At 45.7% G+C, this 15,385-nt stretch carries 17 protein-coding genes; 13 read left to right on the top strand and 4 right to left on the bottom strand.

From position 1 onward, the window contains the following. The first annotated feature begins 18 nt into the window (after positions 1 to 18). From HP567_RS27240 to HP567_RS30075, 6 genes are all read left to right on the top strand, one after another. Positions 19 to 183 carry a hypothetical protein gene (locus HP567_RS27240; RefSeq protein WP_173609953.1) on the top strand — a complete coding sequence of 55 codons (165 nt, stop codon included), beginning with the start codon at positions 19 to 21 and terminating at the stop codon, positions 181 to 183. Positions 184 to 369: 186 nt separating this feature from the next. After that, positions 370 to 864, top strand: a complete 495-nt coding sequence (locus tag HP567_RS27235; protein ID WP_173609954.1) for a hypothetical protein — start codon at positions 370 to 372, stop codon at positions 862 to 864. A gap of 200 nt (positions 865 to 1,064) precedes the next feature. Further along, the gene (locus tag HP567_RS27230) at positions 1,065 to 1,619 is read left to right on the top strand and encodes a delta-aminolevulinic acid dehydratase (protein WP_173609955.1); all 555 of its coding nucleotides are present in this window, start codon (positions 1,065 to 1,067) and stop codon (positions 1,617 to 1,619) included. A gap of 19 nt (positions 1,620 to 1,638) precedes the next feature. Further along, positions 1,639 to 2,091: a hypothetical protein gene (locus HP567_RS27225; RefSeq protein ID WP_229088166.1), complete on the top strand. Its 453-nt coding sequence runs from the start codon at positions 1,639 to 1,641 to the stop codon at positions 2,089 to 2,091. A 337-nt stretch (positions 2,092 to 2,428) separates the two neighbouring features. Then, the gene (locus HP567_RS27220) at positions 2,429 to 5,359 is read left to right on the top strand and encodes a S8 family serine peptidase (RefSeq protein ID WP_173609956.1); all 2,931 of its coding nucleotides are present in this window, start codon (positions 2,429 to 2,431) and stop codon (positions 5,357 to 5,359) included. A 110-nt stretch (positions 5,360 to 5,469) separates the two neighbouring features. Then, complete coding sequence (locus HP567_RS30075) at positions 5,470 to 5,646, top strand: YjcZ family sporulation protein (protein ID WP_370648053.1); 177 nt, start codon at positions 5,470 to 5,472, stop codon at positions 5,644 to 5,646. A 381-nt stretch (positions 5,647 to 6,027) separates the two neighbouring features. Here HP567_RS30075 and HP567_RS27210 read toward each other — a convergent pair whose 3' ends face one another. Together HP567_RS27210 and glnA are read right to left on the bottom strand one after the other, a co-directional pair. Further along, on the bottom strand, positions 6,028 to 6,741 hold the full coding sequence (locus HP567_RS27210) for a L,D-transpeptidase family protein (RefSeq protein ID WP_173609958.1): 714 nt from the start codon (positions 6,739 to 6,741) through the stop codon (positions 6,028 to 6,030). Between the two features lie 122 nt (positions 6,742 to 6,863). Continuing rightward, complete coding sequence (glnA, locus tag HP567_RS27205) at positions 6,864 to 8,282, bottom strand: type I glutamate--ammonia ligase (RefSeq protein WP_173610240.1); 1,419 nt, start codon at positions 8,280 to 8,282, stop codon at positions 6,864 to 6,866. 225 nt (positions 8,283 to 8,507) lie between these two features. On the opposite strand from glnA, the gene HP567_RS27200 reads away from it, so the two are divergent. From HP567_RS27200 to HP567_RS27190, 3 genes are all read left to right on the top strand, one after another. Next, positions 8,508 to 9,437, top strand: coding sequence for a ketopantoate reductase family protein (locus HP567_RS27200; RefSeq protein ID WP_173609959.1), 930 nt, complete (start codon positions 8,508 to 8,510; stop codon positions 9,435 to 9,437). Between the two features lie 60 nt (positions 9,438 to 9,497). Further along, positions 9,498 to 10,433: a 4-hydroxy-3-methylbut-2-enyl diphosphate reductase gene (locus tag HP567_RS27195; RefSeq protein WP_173609960.1), complete on the top strand. Its 936-nt coding sequence runs from the start codon at positions 9,498 to 9,500 to the stop codon at positions 10,431 to 10,433. 67 nt (positions 10,434 to 10,500) lie between these two features. Beyond that, positions 10,501 to 11,721, top strand: a complete 1,221-nt coding sequence (locus tag HP567_RS27190; RefSeq protein WP_173609961.1) for an MFS transporter — start codon at positions 10,501 to 10,503, stop codon at positions 11,719 to 11,721. Here the strand turns inward: HP567_RS27190 and HP567_RS27185 are convergent. Continuing rightward, entirely contained in the window at positions 11,711 to 12,100 is a 390-nt protein-coding gene (locus HP567_RS27185) for a cupredoxin domain-containing protein (RefSeq protein WP_173609962.1), read from the bottom strand. The two genes, HP567_RS27190 and HP567_RS27185, sit on opposite strands and share 11 nt — an antisense overlap. Before the next feature lie 106 nt (positions 12,101 to 12,206). On the opposite strand from HP567_RS27185, the gene HP567_RS27180 reads away from it, so the two are divergent. From HP567_RS27180 to HP567_RS27165, 4 genes are all read left to right on the top strand, one after another. Further along, positions 12,207 to 12,452 carry a hypothetical protein gene (locus HP567_RS27180; protein WP_229088164.1) on the top strand — a complete coding sequence of 82 codons (246 nt, stop codon included), beginning with the start codon at positions 12,207 to 12,209 and terminating at the stop codon, positions 12,450 to 12,452. A gap of 230 nt (positions 12,453 to 12,682) precedes the next feature. After that, positions 12,683 to 13,030, top strand: coding sequence for a PadR family transcriptional regulator (locus tag HP567_RS27175; RefSeq protein WP_173609963.1), 348 nt, complete (start codon positions 12,683 to 12,685; stop codon positions 13,028 to 13,030). Then, positions 13,030 to 13,719: a permease prefix domain 1-containing protein gene (locus tag HP567_RS27170; protein ID WP_173610241.1), complete on the top strand. Its 690-nt coding sequence runs from the start codon at positions 13,030 to 13,032 to the stop codon at positions 13,717 to 13,719. Before HP567_RS27175 ends, HP567_RS27170 begins: the two co-directional genes overlap by 1 nt. Then, positions 13,709 to 14,257 carry a DUF4825 domain-containing protein gene (locus HP567_RS27165; RefSeq protein WP_173609964.1) on the top strand — a complete coding sequence of 183 codons (549 nt, stop codon included), beginning with the start codon at positions 13,709 to 13,711 and terminating at the stop codon, positions 14,255 to 14,257. The genes HP567_RS27170 and HP567_RS27165 overlap by 11 nt, the downstream gene beginning before the upstream one ends. Before the next feature lie 114 nt (positions 14,258 to 14,371). On the opposite strand, the gene HP567_RS27160 is transcribed toward HP567_RS27165, so the two are convergent. Beyond that, positions 14,372 to 15,379, bottom strand: coding sequence for an inorganic phosphate transporter (locus HP567_RS27160; RefSeq protein WP_173609965.1), 1,008 nt, complete (start codon positions 15,377 to 15,379; stop codon positions 14,372 to 14,374). Positions 15,380 to 15,385: the final 6 nt, after the last annotated feature.

Raw genomic sequence — 15,385 nt, 5'->3', positions numbered from 1 at the left:
GCCATGGAGGTACGCAGTATGGAACATGACTCTGTCTCGAGTTCATCTGTCCCAAATCATCAGGAAAAAGGAGTCCCTCGCCAAGTAAAGGATGAATTGATGTATCAGGTGTTGGAGAAAGACATGACCACCGCTGAACAGGAAAAGAAGATAAAGGATGATTACCTAAAAGGAAAGGCGTAAATTTGCGCCAAGAAGCCCTTCTCGTCACAAAAAGGCGTGAAGGGCTTTTGGACGTCTTAGGTAAGAGAGGGATTTGATTCTCGCTGAAAAAGTAAGAAGATTTGTGCGGATTTTGTAGGGATATGTCATTTCATCACGAATAACGTAAAGAAGGCACTTACTTACAATGGGAGAAGTGATGAGGTTGTGATTTCAACTTTGAATAAGACGCTATGCGTTCAGCAACTCGTAGAAAAGTTAAGAGACAAGCAGCTTCTTCATGTACCAATCGCTGATCTTCGAGAATCCAATAAAGCGTTGTATGAATACGTCAATGAGCTCAATGACTCGATTGCGATCATTCCGACCACGATTAATTCTGTCATTACAGGCGTCATCCGCTTCCAGGAAGGGTATTTTATTACCTTGGGCATGCTCATCTGGAAAGACGCCAACAAAAAAGGGGCATTCAAAGAAGGGACGTTTCTTTTTTACAAGCATGACGCTCATGATTCGATTGAGGATTGCGTTCATATTACCAATTCCATCGAGAATCACAATCTGATGGAAAGCCTATTCTTTGCGTGCTGCGAGAGCAAGGATGGCGATTCCGTGCTTTCCTATTCGCATATCGAGCATGCGATCACATACGGAGAGCTGTATCGTGATATGAAGACCAAAATCAAAAAAGGGTTTGCGTAATGAGGGAAACTTTACATGCCAAGTTTTGGGTGATATACTACTGAAAATTTATAAAATATTCCAATTGAAGAGGAGTTTTCCTACTTGATGATTAGGAAGTAACGTCTTGCCATTCACCAGTTGGCCCGACCCCCTCCACGTAAATGGTTTTGTTTACCCACAAATAAACACCACTTACAAGCAAATGGAGGAATATCACGATGAGTAAACCTGAAATGAATGTTGCCTTAGTAATTGGTCCGGATACGGATCTGGATAGCCAAGCAATCCGAAATACACTTGAGTATTTTGGAGCTCGAGTCTTTACGTACTGGATTGGTCGACCAAGCGATTTGATTGATGTATTGAATGGCACCGACCTTTACCCAAATACCGATATGATTGTTCTGAATTTCCATGGAGATGAGGGTAGCCTCATTATGCCAGAGCTAGGCGAGGACGTTTACGAGGAAGGAGAACCAAAGGGTGACTTTGGCTCTGACGAGGTTAGACGTTTTGCCAAGCTGGATGGAAAAATCGTGTTAGGTAACGGATGCTCGCTTGGTGATCCCGAATTAGCGAAGGCCTTTCTGGACAGTGGTTGCCATACGTATATCGGGCCAGATGATTACCCGGACGGAAATTCTGCGCTGATGTTCGCCCTGCGCTTTTTCTACGAGGTAATTCAAAACAAGAAAAGCGTGGAAGCAGCTTTTCGAATTGCAAAGGCAACGGATGAAGAAACCGGGATGTATCAGCTTTATGTAAAAGAGTAATGGAAACGCAAAGGGAGCCTTGTACGAGGCTCTTTTTGCATGTTTATGCCCGAAAAGTCTTGGAGGTATCATTCGTCTCTGTCGAGAATTGTCAGGTTGGCTGGATGTAGCTCCGGGCAATCAACGAAATACGGTAGCACCTGTGCCAACAACGCCAACTGGCACGGCTCCAGCTGAAGCTGAAGCAACCGCGCCAGCTACACCAACACAAGAAGCGACTGCTCCTGCAGCGACAGAGAAAGCAACGATCACGAAGAGTGAATTTGAACAGATTGAAAATGGGATGAGCTTGGAGGAAGTGAAAAAAATAGTGGGCGGAGAAGGCAAACTGCTTGCTGAGGTTGGGAAAAAGGGAGAGGAAGGACACACGATCGTCTACATGTATAAGGGAGAAGGGGCGATTGGGGCTAATGCGAATTTTTCTTTCCAAGGCGGGATTCTGCAAGTGAAATCGCAAATTGGATTGCAATAGCCAGAGTCAGTCTCTGCTTAAGTAAGAACGACTTCTAAAAAAACAAAATAGCTGCTAAATATAAGATGGGAGCTACGATGGCACGTTGAAAAGATTACACTCATATATTATTCTTATGGATTGAAATTTAGGAAATATTTACTAAAAAGAAAATGTAAAATGACATTTCATTACAAAAGTTTACACTACAAGAGGATTCTGCAAGTGAACATGACTCTTTGATAAAATGGAGATAAGCAAATAGGAGCTGAGCCACTCGGGACGCCGGGTGGCTTTTCTATTTTGTTTATTATCATCAGGTCTGTGATAAACGAAAAATTATAAGGAGTGAATTAAATTGAGTAAACTTCACATTATTACTTTCAAAGACAAAGACCACGGTAGAAACAAGCAGAAACTCAACAAGCAAGTCGAGAAGAATACCATGAAGTTGGCGGGAAAAGGACTAGTAAAGCAGCCCAAGATTCACGCAGAACTAAAACAGTTTCCTCAGTTGTTTATTATTGAAGATGCTAATGATGAAATGTTGAACGACTTGCGTAATGACCCGAATGTTTTGGATGTAGAAGAAGATTTTGTGTATAAAGCACACATGGCACAAACTATATCTTGGACTCACGTAGCACCCGCTGGTTCTCACATTACAGAGTTCCACAAACGAGGGTACACAGGGGCTGGTGTGAAGATTGGTTATCTGGACAGTGGAGCAGCAAATCACGAGGACCTAGTGTATGCTGGCAGATACAATGCATACAGCAATACAGTTCCCCCAGAAGCAGACCCCAGCGGACATGGAACGGCTGTAGCGGGCGTCATCGCCGGAAGAAACAACTCCTTAGGTTATGTGGGCGTTGCACCTGATGCACAATTATATGGTGTAAAAGTTGACGATAATAGTGGTGATGGGCTCATGAGAAATTCTGCTATTATTAAAGGACTCGAGTGGCTTGTATCTCAAAAAGTCAAAATTATCAGCTGTAGTTTTGGTTCAGAGAAAGAATCTTCTTCAGCAAGAACAGCTTATCAAAACGCTTACAATAGTGGTGCGATAATTTTTGCCTCTGCTGGTAATGAAGCAAACAATGTGACCGATTACAATCCAGTAAATAACCCAAGTAACATGAAGTATCCAGCCGGATATGATTTTGTTGTGGCCGTTGGAAACATAGACAAAACAGGTGCAATTGTCCATGCTTCTAGCAGAGGCTCTTATGTTGATGTGAGTGCCCCAGGAGAAAACGTAATGACAACACACCGTTCCATTGCAAACAAAAATGGGGAATACTCATCGATCAGTACGGAATACGGAACATTCGGTGGCACCTCTTCCGCTTGTCCACATGTCGCGGGAATGGCTGCTCTTTACTGGCAAATGAATCCGACATTTACGGCTGCACAAATCAGAAATCTGATTGAAACAAACGTGCAGGAAATGGGGGCAGAAGGTAAGGACATCACATATGGTTTAGGCAAAGTGGTGTCGCCGTGGGTTACGAAAGGTTATAGATACAACTTCACAGGAACATCTGTATCAAATACCTTAACTGCCGGTATGCCAGATACTTATAAATTCACTCCAACTGAAAGTGGTTTGTATAGATTCACAGTAGCGAGCCCGAATTCATTAATGTTTTCTTTATATACTTCAGATGGTGGATTAGCCAATGCGAACTGGGGAGGTGACTACCTTGTCGAGATGGAACTCACTGCTGGAAGAGCGTATTACTTGGAAGTTGCCACTTACTCAAGACAAGAAGCCGCTAGCTACACATTAAATGTAAACCGACCTGCAAATGGTGAAGTGGTTTCTGTTATGGCTGATTTTGAAATATTTGTTGGCTTTGCACCATTCGAGTTCACAGGTAATTGGGGTACATCTGGTAGCACCGGCTACAATGGAAGCGACGGAATTCGTTCTGCTCCCATTAGTCATGGCGAAAAAACGGATATGGCGTTTAACGTCACAGTACCAGCAGGAGCAACCGATGGAAAACTATCGTTCTGGTATCAAATGAATACAGAGTCTTCCGATAAATTCATCGTGTTGGATAATGGTTCAACTAAGTTGACTGTCGGTGGCACCCAGACTAACAAAACATTTGAAATGCCACTATCCGCTGGAACACACACGATCACTTTACGATATCAAAAAGATGGTAGTACCTCAAGTGGGACAGATTGTGTGTATGTTGACAATATCAAACTCAGTTATACAAATGGTACAGGTGGAGGAAGTACTCCTGGAGATTCTTTTACAAATCCAATTGTTGTATCAGGTACATCTGCTAATGGAACTTTGAAGGATACCAAGGACTTGTTTTTCAGATATACGGTGCCAAGTGCTGGTAGTTATACATTTACTACATCCGCATCGTTTGATTCTTATATGCAACTATTAGATAGTTCCCAAAACATCTTGGCTCAAGATGATGATGGCGCAGGTAGCTCGCAACCTAAAATCACATATGCGCTTTCCGCTGGCCAAGTGGTGTACGTAAAAGTTTACGGTTATAACCATGGAGCAGGAAAATACGGTTCAATTACACTGAACATTACACCAGCTTCTTCTGGATCTGCTCCTGGAACTCCTAACTTGACAGTAGGTTCTCCAACAGCATCTAGCTTAACCTTGAACTTCTTTGCTTCTGGAGCAGCGAGCTATGATATCTATCGTAATGGTGTTCGTATCGTAGCAGGAACTACTCAAACCAGTTATCAAGACACGGGTCTTTCTGCAAATACGACCTACAGCTATTTTGTAATAGGGATTAATAGTTACGGAACTACAACTAGTACCTCAGTGTACGGCACAACCTTGTCGAGTGGTGGCGGTGGAGTGACACCAACAACTATTCTTGAAGATTTTGAAGATGCGAACATGAACTTTAATTTCTCTGGAGATTGGACGCGAGTAACTAGAGGATATCAATCCACCTACGCTTTTATCAGTACAGTACCAGCTGTAGGAGCGTCTTCTTCGACTCAATTTACCGTTTCCGTACCAGCGGGTGCAACTACTGCACAGTTGAAGTTCAATGCAAGATGTGACTCTTCCAAAAATACAACTCCATTATGTGACCTCCAGGTTTTCGTTAATGGCTCTCTTAAACTTACACTCCCTGCAAATGCCACCACATGGTATGTAGATCAAGTTGTGGCACTTGGAACTGGTGACCAAACAATCAAGTTCCAATGGAACCGTAACAATAACAACACCTCCTTCTTAAGACAAGCGATCATTGACTCCGTAGAGGTAAAGTGGTCATAAAGTAAATTAGAACAGTAATAGATTGAGCCCAGACTCTGATAAGTAGAGTTCTGGGCTCTATTTTTATGTACGAATAAAATCGGAGGTAATTGCAAAAAGGGCGCAGGCAAATGCTTGCGTCCTTTTTGTTTAGTAGGTCATGGTACAGGCAAATCATGAGAAAAGCGCATACAGTAGTGTGTCTAAGGAAAGGGGGAGACAGAATGGGTTTCTTTGATGGCTTTGATGACTTTGCTCTGATCCTGGTCCTTTTCGTTTTGCTGGTAATTGTCGGTTGTGATTGTTAGGGAAACAAAGTAATGCAAAGGGACATACAATCCCTTTGCATTATTCATTTACGAATGGAGGGGAGGGTGAAAAGTGGCTAGAAAAATCCATGGTTTTACCCCTGAGTTTTCTGACTGGCTCAAGTCAAATAAGGTCTCGGTCAGAAAGCTGCAAAAAAATCCTGAATCCCTTGGCCAGTACTATCAAGAGTGGGCAAAAACAAGCCGTAAGACGAGAAAAGAGTCCCGACCGCCAAGGGTTTCCAATCTAAACCTTGATATGGACACCATTTTAAATGGTGTACGCATAGCAAACGAGGTATTCAGAACGTTCCAAGGAACAAATGGGATTGGAAGTATGTTTAAAAGGTTCATGTAGTGGATTACAAATCTTGTCGAGAGTTATTCCAGCAATCCCAGCTCTTGGTAAACCTTGCTGGACACGACACCGTTCGGTATTAATTTTCGATCCCGTTGAAATTTCTTTAGAGCTGCAGTTGTCGAGGATCGAAACTTCCCATCGCATATTCCGTGATAATAACCAGCGCTCTTTAATCGGGATTGAATGAGCTGTACATCTCCACCAACGTCTCCCTCGGCTAAATCTCTAGGATCGTGGCTCGGGTCCCCCAATACATGACCATAAATCGTTACTTTTGTTCCGAGTGGAATCATCGTGAACAGTTCAATGACGTCGTTGTTTCGCATGCGGATACAACCATGGCTCAAATGCTGTCCGATGGAGTGTGGCTTGTTTGTGCCATGGATGCCATAAATTCCCCAAGGGACGTTTAAACCTAACCATCGTGGACCGAATGAGGGTCCCCAATCTTTTCCTTTGGAAATGATTTTGTATTCTCCAACTGGTGTAGGTGTAGAAGGATTACCAACGGCAACGGGATACGTTTTTACTGTTTTTCCATGCTTTTTGACAATTAATTTGTGTTTTCTGGGATAAACCTCAATTGTAATAATCCCTTGGTCGCTTATGATTGGTAACGAATGCTCGGCGTAAACGACTTTTTGACCGATTTCGATTTCTGCAGGAAAGCTTACGGTTAGGAGAAGAATTGCAGCAAAACAAATGAGCAAGTGAGTTATCGTTCGATTCACCATTGTCAACGTTCATCCGATCATCTGTTTTTTTTCACAGTACAACTTTAATTTGTGAATGGAAACAGCATTTTATTCGGGAGAAAATGAAAGCCCTCCTCATCAGAGAAGGGCTGTTTCTTTGCTTATAGGTCGTAATACAGTTCATACTCTTTTGGATTCACTGTCCGTTCGACTTGCTCAATCTCACCGCGCTTTTGTGCAATCCAGCCTTCGATTACTTCTTTTGTGAAGACATTCCCTTCGAGCAAGAAATCATGGTCTTGTTCGAGTGCTACAAGTGCTTCTGCGAGAGAACCGGGAGCGCTCTTGATCTCGTGTTTTTCCGCATCGGACAAGTCGTAGATGTTTTTATCCATTGGTCCAAAGCCCAGTTCGCGCGGGTCGAGCTTGCGCTTGATGCCATCGAGGCCAGCCATCAGCATGGCGGCAAATGCCAAGTACGGGTTTGCAGTAGAGTCCGGGGTGCGGAACTCAACGCGGGACGCTTTTGGCGTAACGGCAGCAATCGGAATCCGAACGGCAGCAGAGCGATTGCCTTTGGAGAAGACGAGATTCACTGGTGCTTCATAGCCTGGAACGAGTCTCTTGAACGAGTTGGTGCTCGGATTCGTCAAAGCGATTAACGCAGGTGCGTGGTGCAAAATACCACCAATGTAGTGCAGCGCAGTCTCACTCAGGTTTGCGTAACCGCCTTGCTCGTAGAACAATGGGGTGTCGCCTTTAAACAGACTTTGGTGAACATGCATTCCAGATCCGTTGTCACCAACGATTGGTTTTGGCATGAAAGTAGCCGTTTTTCCGTGTTTCGCAGCTACATTGCGCACGATGTATTTGAACAACAATAGATTGTCTGCTGTACGAGTCAGTGTATCGAAGCGGAAATTGATCTCACCCTGACCGGCTGTTGCCACCTCATGGTGATGGCGCTCGACATGCAAGCCGCATTTTGTCATCAACGTGCACATTTCATTGCGGATATCCATTTGGGAGTCGGTTGGTTGAACAGGGAAGTATCCGCCCTTGTTGCGTACTTTGTAGCCGAGGTTTTGTCCTTCTTTCCCTGTGTTCCAGTAAGCTTCTTCTGAATCGATGTGGAAGAAGGAGCCAGACGGACCAGAGGCATAGCGTACATTGTCAAAGAGGAAGAATTCGGATTCTGGGCCAAAATAAGCAGCGGTAGCGAGGCCGGATTGTTGCAGATAGGCTTCGGCCTTGAGCGCAATGCCGCGAGGATCGCGTGTGTAGACGGTGTTGTCTGGATTGACGATGTTGCAGATGATATTCATGGTTTTGGCTTCTACGAAAGGATCGATGAAGGCGGTTGCCGGATCGGGCATCGCTACCATGTCGCTTTCTTCAATGGACTTGTAGCCGATTAGACTGGAGCCGTCAAATGCGACGCCATTGCGGAATGTTCCTTCGTCTACCGCGTAGGCAGGAACGGTGACATGGTGTTGGCGGCCGAGCAGGTCAACGATGCGAAAATCTACATATTCCACTTTTTCTGCGTCAATTATGGACAAGACTGTTTTCATATCCAACATGATTCACTCCATTCACGAATTAAAGTTAAGAATTCATTATCAACGTTCGGCTTTTCCTTGGTTTCTATATTCCGAATTATATCGACAATTATTATTGTTCGTCAAGAGGTTTTCTTACGTTGAATGTTAAGTTTTCTAACATTATATTGCGGGGTTTAGAAATTGGTTACTTTCTAATAAAATGTAGACAAATCAAGACTTATAAACGCGGAGGCGATATAGATGAAGGTTCTCGTACTGGGAGCGGGGGGCATTGGCGGTTATTTTGGTGGCAGGCTGGTTGAATCGGGAGTAGATGTAACGTTTCTTGTGCGCGAGCGTAGATACAAACAACTGCAGGAGCGAGGCTTGCGCATTCAGAGCATTCATGGAGATTTGCTTTTGGAGCAGCCACAACTGATTCAAGCAGGAGAGAAAGCGGGACCATTTGATGTTGTGCTTTTGTCCAACAAAGCTTACACGCTGGAAGATAGCGCGGATGCCATCGCTCCGTACGTAGGCGAGGACACAGTCGTTATTCCGCTGCTGAACGGAATCGCGCATATGGAACTTTTGTGGAATCGTTTTGGCCGGGATCGCGTGCTCGGGGGTCTGTGTTTTATTGAGACGACGCTGAATGCGGATGGGGATGTCGTGCAGACAAGTCCTATTCATGATGCGGTTTTCGGTGAGTGGGAAGGCGGCAAAAGTGAGCGTGTAGAGCGAATGGAGCAAGCCTTTTCCAAGATCAACGGAACGATGCGCGCAAGCACAAATATTCAACGGGAAGCCTGGCACAAATACTTGTTTATTGCGACATTTTCCGGTATTACCACATTGATGAATTCTGCTGTTGGACCGATCCGGGAATCGGCTTGGGGTGTAGAGCTGACACGTCAGCTTGCAGACGAAATCGCTTCTGTCATGAACGCTTTGGAGGCACCAATTAAGCCGGATATCGTCGACAAACAGATGGAGACTTTCCAAAATCAGCGTCCTCAAACGAAATCGTCCATGCTTCGTGATATGGAAAAAGGTCTTCCGGTGGAAGCGGATCATCTTCAAGGCTACCTCTTGGAGCGAGCGGAACAAAAAGGCTTGTCCACGCCGCTTTTAAAAGTTGTCTACAATAATCTGAAGGTTTACGAACAGAAGCGTGCAGGAGACAAATAAGGTATAATACGGGGTGAAATGTCTTTTGCTCACGCATTATAAAAAGTAGGAGGGGTAAAGATGGAAGTCATCAAGATTTCCCCCCGTGGATATTGTTACGGTGTAGTCGATGCCATGGTCTTGGCACTGCGAACAGCGCAAAACTTTGACTTGCCCCGCCCGATTCATATTTTGGGCATGATCGTACACAATGCTCACGTCGTTGAGGCGTTTGAAAAACAAGGGATAAAAACATTGGATGGAGAGGATCGGCTGGCTCTCTTGGATCAGGTTCATGAGGGAACGATAATCTTCACTGCCCATGGGGTGTCTCCTGAGGTGCGCAAGAAAGCACGCGAAAAAGGCTTGACTGTCGTCGACGCGACTTGCCCGGATGTAACGAAAACACATGATTTGATCCGCGAAAAAGTAGCGGAAGGCTACCATGTGCTATATATCGGGAAAAAAGGACATCCAGAGCCAGAGGGCGCTATGGGGATCGCGCCGGATCACGTACATCTGGTTCAAAAGCTGGAAGAGCTGGAGGCGCTCGAACTGCCAACAGACAAGCTGATCGTTACGAACCAGACGACGATGAGTCAATGGGATGTTAAGCATCTGATGGACGCCATTCTTAAACGTTTTCCCGGCGTGGAAGTGCATAATGAAATTTGTCTCGCTACGCAGGTTCGTCAGGAAGCTGTAGCGGAGCAAGTGGGAGAAGCAGATTTGTGCATCGTCGTAGGCGATCCGCGCAGCAACAATTCTAATCGTTTGGCACAGGTCTCGGAAGAAATCGCGAATGTTCCGTCGTACCGAATCGCTGATTTGTCTGAGCTGGACATTGAATGGCTGCGTGGAAAGAAAAATGTTGCGGTTACTTCTGGTGCTTCGACGCCAACTCCATTGACGAAGGAAGTCATCTCCTTCCTGGAGCAGTTCGATGAGTTCAACCCGACTACATGGGACAAAAAGCGGACCGTCAACATGGCGAAAATATTGCCGACGGTAAAATAAATCATGTAGGCATGCCTTGTGTTATGTTTTCTTACACGGTTAATTAACCTCAAAATAGGAGAGTTATATGCCAGAATCACACTCCGGTTTCGGGCTGGGGGGCGCAAAAGGCAGATACGTTAGTCTTTGCGCCCTTTATCTTTTTATTTACTACGGGCTTGGTGCTTTTGCTCCTCTCATTACGCAATACTACGAATCCATCCATCTAACTGGGACTCAAATCGGTCTCATCAGTGCAGTCGCGCCGATCGTTTCCATTGTGGCACAGCCGATGTGGGGGATGATCTGTGATCGCTATCAAATTCGCAAAACTGTGCTGATTCTGACATTGACCATCACCGGGCTGGTGGGACTTCTCTTTACGGGTGTCTCCACCTTTGTCTACGTCTTCTTGCTCTACATCCTGTTGTCGTTTTTTCAAAGTGCCGTCGTGCCCATCTCAGATAGCTTGGCTCTCGGTTATGCCAAGGGACATGGCATTCAGTTCGGCGACATTCGCTTGTGGGGAGCAATCGGCTTTGCGCTAGCGGCATTTATCACCGGTCTTCTCGTTGAGCAGTGGGGGCCACATGTTCTTTTTTACTCGTTTTGCTTGGCGTTTCTGATTGCCATTCTGTTTCTTCAGAAGGTTCCGGAAGAAGTGACAGAGGCTTCGCGGTTTCGTGTCAGTATGCTTGCGGGGATAAGGGATTTGGCGCGAATTCCGCGATTTGCGTTGTTTTTGATTTCATCATTTTGCATGATGGGCTCTGTCAATGCCAATAATATTTGGTTTTCCCTGTTTTATCAGGATATCGGAGGGACTATTGCCGGGATCGGTCTAGCCTTCTTGTTGTTTGCAGGCAGTGAGGCTCCTTTTATGAAGCTGGCGGGTTATATTGTCCGCAGGTGGGGACTGGAGTTGACGCTCTTGCTATCGGCGATTTTTTGCGCGATGCGCTGGTTCTGGTACAGCTCCGCTCCGAGTACCACTGCCGTGATTACGATGTTCTTTGTGCAGGGGATTTCAGTGGGCTTTTATTTGGCAACAGCAGCCCAATTTGTGCGCGAAAATACGCCCGCATCCCTTCAGGTGACGGCACTGGCCATCTTCTTTTCAGTGGGAGGCGGGCTTGGTTCGATGTTTTGCAATTTGGTAGCGGGGTGGATCAAAGATTCGTTTTCGGTGCTAGCCATTTATTTGTTTTTTGGAATCATCACCGCGATCGGGATCATTCCTCTGCTCATAATAAAATTCGGACGGTGGAAGCAAATCTCACCAGACGAAGAGGTGCAAGCTAGTCAATGACGAGCATGCCTTGGAACCCTGTTTCCGGATAGCCCGGTGCGTCTGATACGAAATAATACCGACCACGTTTGGCGGCTGAAAACTGCAAGAGAGTCGATTGAGTCGGCTTTAATTCTGTGGATGTAAGGTTTAGATCACGAATGGATAGATTGTGAGGGCGTGTATCGGTGTTGACGATCATCAACGAGACTCGCTCTCCTTCGTGCGCAGTCAATTGATTGGGCAAAAAGCCAGCGCTAGAAATCGTAACGGTATGTGTCCGCGTCGCGACAGCGTACGAAGCGGGCAGACGATGGTGATGATGTGTCCAAAGTAGCGTTAATGTCACAGCCAGAGCGATGATTGGATAACGAAGCTGCCGATACCAGTGACGAGACATTTTGCTTTCAACTCCTTTGAGGACAATAGCATGGGAAGTTACTATTATCCTGTCCCCGGAGTGAAGGGGATAAACACTTTTTCCCTATTCGATTGAAGTTTCGGGTATGATCTATTTCTTACGATTAATTAACGTTGAAAAAAATACGGAGTCACATACTTCCCCGGAGATGTCCCAAGCAGAAGCAGCCCAAATCGGTGTCAAAAAACTGGCGTACTATTTGCCAAGACAAATCACACAGCTAGCAATGGAGGGCGCGGCGGTGGAAGACTCAGCAATCAGGCTAGACTTCATTGCCATTACACATGGAGCATTAGTGGAGAGTCACAAGTATAAGGTTTGGGTGGAATAGTCTCTCACTGGAACTGCTTTATGTTTGGCCAGAAATAAACGGAAAACGGACGCCAGCACCCTATCTGGTGTACCAGGTGAAACAATAATGCGACCGGGCTGCCTATTTGTTCAAGACCATCTCAACTTTTTGGGTGGTCTTGTTTTTTTGTGTGAGTAGAAGGAATTTAATACATATTACTTTGTCACACATAGTAATATCTGTTATGCTATAGCTGCGAGGTGAACGAAATGAGTGACAGCATTATCAGCAGTGACATTATCCGCGGTCATATCGATACAATTATTCTCCGTGTCCTGTGTGATGGCGATAACTATGGATACGAAATCATCAAAGCCATTTTCAAAAACAGCGGCGGGCGATACGAACTGAAAGAGCCTTCCCTGTATACCAGCCTGAAAAGATTAGAGTCACACAAGCTGATCGTTTCGTACTGGGGAGATGAGAGCCAGGGGGGCAGACGCAAATATTATCAGGTGACAGAAACAGGGAGAAAAGCGTACGAAAAATCGCTGGCATCCTGGAAATTGGCCAAAGAATTGATTGACCAGCTAATCGAAAGGCGGGGCGAAGTGTGATGGAGAGTTTGCAGCACCATGTCGATCAATTGTTTCAAAAATATAGAGGAAGTAAACAAATCGAGGAGCTCAAGTGGGAAGTATTGAGCAATTTGGAGGCAAAGGTCGCCGACTTAGTTGCAGATGGGCTATCGCTGGGTGAAGCGGTGAAAAAAGCAAAGGCTAATCTGCCATCGATTGATTCGATTGTCGGAGAACGCCGTAAAGTATACATGCTTCCACTTCTGCAAGAGTTGTTGCAGCTCGGATTGCTGTACGGACTCATTGCCTGGATTGTGACTATGCCCTTGCGAATCTGGGGAAAGGGTATCTTTTTGAACTATGGTCTGTTTGCGATTTGTATCCTCATTGGGATCGTCTATTTGGTTTTGCTAAGGTTCAACCGACCGGCTTCCTCTCGTCAATTGACCAGCATGAATGTGCAATTTGCCTTTTTGTTGCGAAAAACGGGCTGGATGCTGTGGGCGCTTTATATTGTCGGGACACTCGTGTTTACGACTGCGCTCTATTTTGGCAGTAATCTATGGTTTTCAACGCCAGTGAATCTTACTGGACCATATCAATTCGCGAACATTGCTGTAACGTATGCGCTACCTTTTCTCTCCATCCTCATACCGCTGTGGCTCCAGGCCATTCCGCGACTTATTTTAAAATACGATGCAGGGGAGGGTGATCTCCATGCGAAATAAAATCATACTTGCTTTGGTTCTCATCGGGGTTGTCCTGTTCATGGCCATTCAGATCATGATTATTCCTCAGAACGAAGCGCAATCCGAGCAATATCAATTGGCTCAGCAAAACCCGCTGACTCACGATTTGGAATCCATTTTGCCATACAAAAACAAGTACATGGGCGCAACTTCGAATCTGGTCATGTTCAATCATCTGCCGTTAAGTGATTTTAAGCGGACCTTTCAGCTCCGTCCGGAGAAGTTTACGATTGAGATCCATTACGAGGACAAGACGACCGATATCGAGGCGAAATTGTTCAAGCAAGCGATGCTGTATAATTCTGTGGCAGCCTTTGCACTGGTAGACAATTTGCAAACTGTCGAATATCGTTTTGCAGATACTACGATTGTTGCCACACGAGGTGCCATACAAGGCCTCTTCGGTGAGGATTTGGCATCGCTTTTGACAAAAGAAAAGTGGCGTACAGGTGTACAGGACAAGTTGCGGGATGATCAATTTGTTGAAGAGGGTATGGTGGAAATAGAGAGTACATAGGTAAAAGAGGTAAAACGGAAGAGGAGAAATGAACGATGGTAACAAAGTCTTACTTGGGCTTTTCATTCGGATAAAAGAAAAAAGGGGCGAGCCTGTTACTCGTCCCTTTTGCTTTTAGATAAATACATGTAGCAACAAATAGATGGATGCAGCGAGCAAGGCAGAGATCGGCAGCGTAATAAACCAGGTGATCACGATGCGTTTGGCAACGCCCCAATTGACGCTTTTCAGCCGTTTGGCTGCACCGACCCCCATGATCCCGGAAGAGATGACATGGGTAGAGCTCACAGGCAATCCTAACTGCGTAAAGGTAAAAATGATCGAAGATGAAGTGAGATCGGCAGTGGCTCCGTTAATCGGTTCAATCTTGGTGATTTTGCCCCCCACAGTCTTGATGATTTTCCAGCCTCCGATAGAGGTTCCCAAGCCCATCGCGAGGGCACAAATGAACTGCACCCAGAAAGGAATCGTGCTTGTATCTGCATGCAGGTCAGCGGCTACGAGAGCGAACACGATAATGCCCATCGCTTTTTGTGCGTCATTCGTTCCGTGTGTAAAGGATTGCAGGGCCGCCGTGAAAATCTGAAAGAAGCGAAATCCCCGGTTGACCTTGGAAGGGGGAACCATGATCCGACTGAAAATGAAATAAACCAAATTCATCATGAGGTAAGCGGCAACCAGCGCGATAACCGGTGACACAATAAGCGCCTGGAAGATTTTCAAAAAACCAGCCCAGTTGATTTGCGCGCTCCCTGCGGAAGCGAGGACTGCCCCTACGAGTGAGCCGATGAGAGCGTGAGACGAGCTGCTGGGGATACCGTACCACCACGTAATCAAATTCCAAAGGATCGCAGCCAAGAGAGCAGCCATGACCACAAGCACACCGAATTCCAGCTTGGCTGGATCGGCGATATCTCCACCGATCGTTTTGGCGACCCCGGTAAACGTCAGGGCACCGATAAAGTTCATGATAGCCGCCAGGCCAATGGCAATCTTAGGCGGGAGAGCTTTGGTGGATACGGTGGTTGCGATGGCATTGGCAGTGTCGTGAAACCCGTTGATGAAATCAAAGAAGACAGCCAAAATGATAACGGCAATAACAAGGGGAAGGCTCGTATACATGAAAGT

Origin of the sequence: Brevibacillus sp. M2.1A, assembly GCF_013284355.2 — a bacterium.
GTDB lineage: Bacteria > Bacillota > Bacilli > Brevibacillales > Brevibacillaceae > Brevibacillus.
Note: the sequence above shows the minus strand (reverse complement) of the source record. Positions and strands in the feature narration are given on the sequence as shown.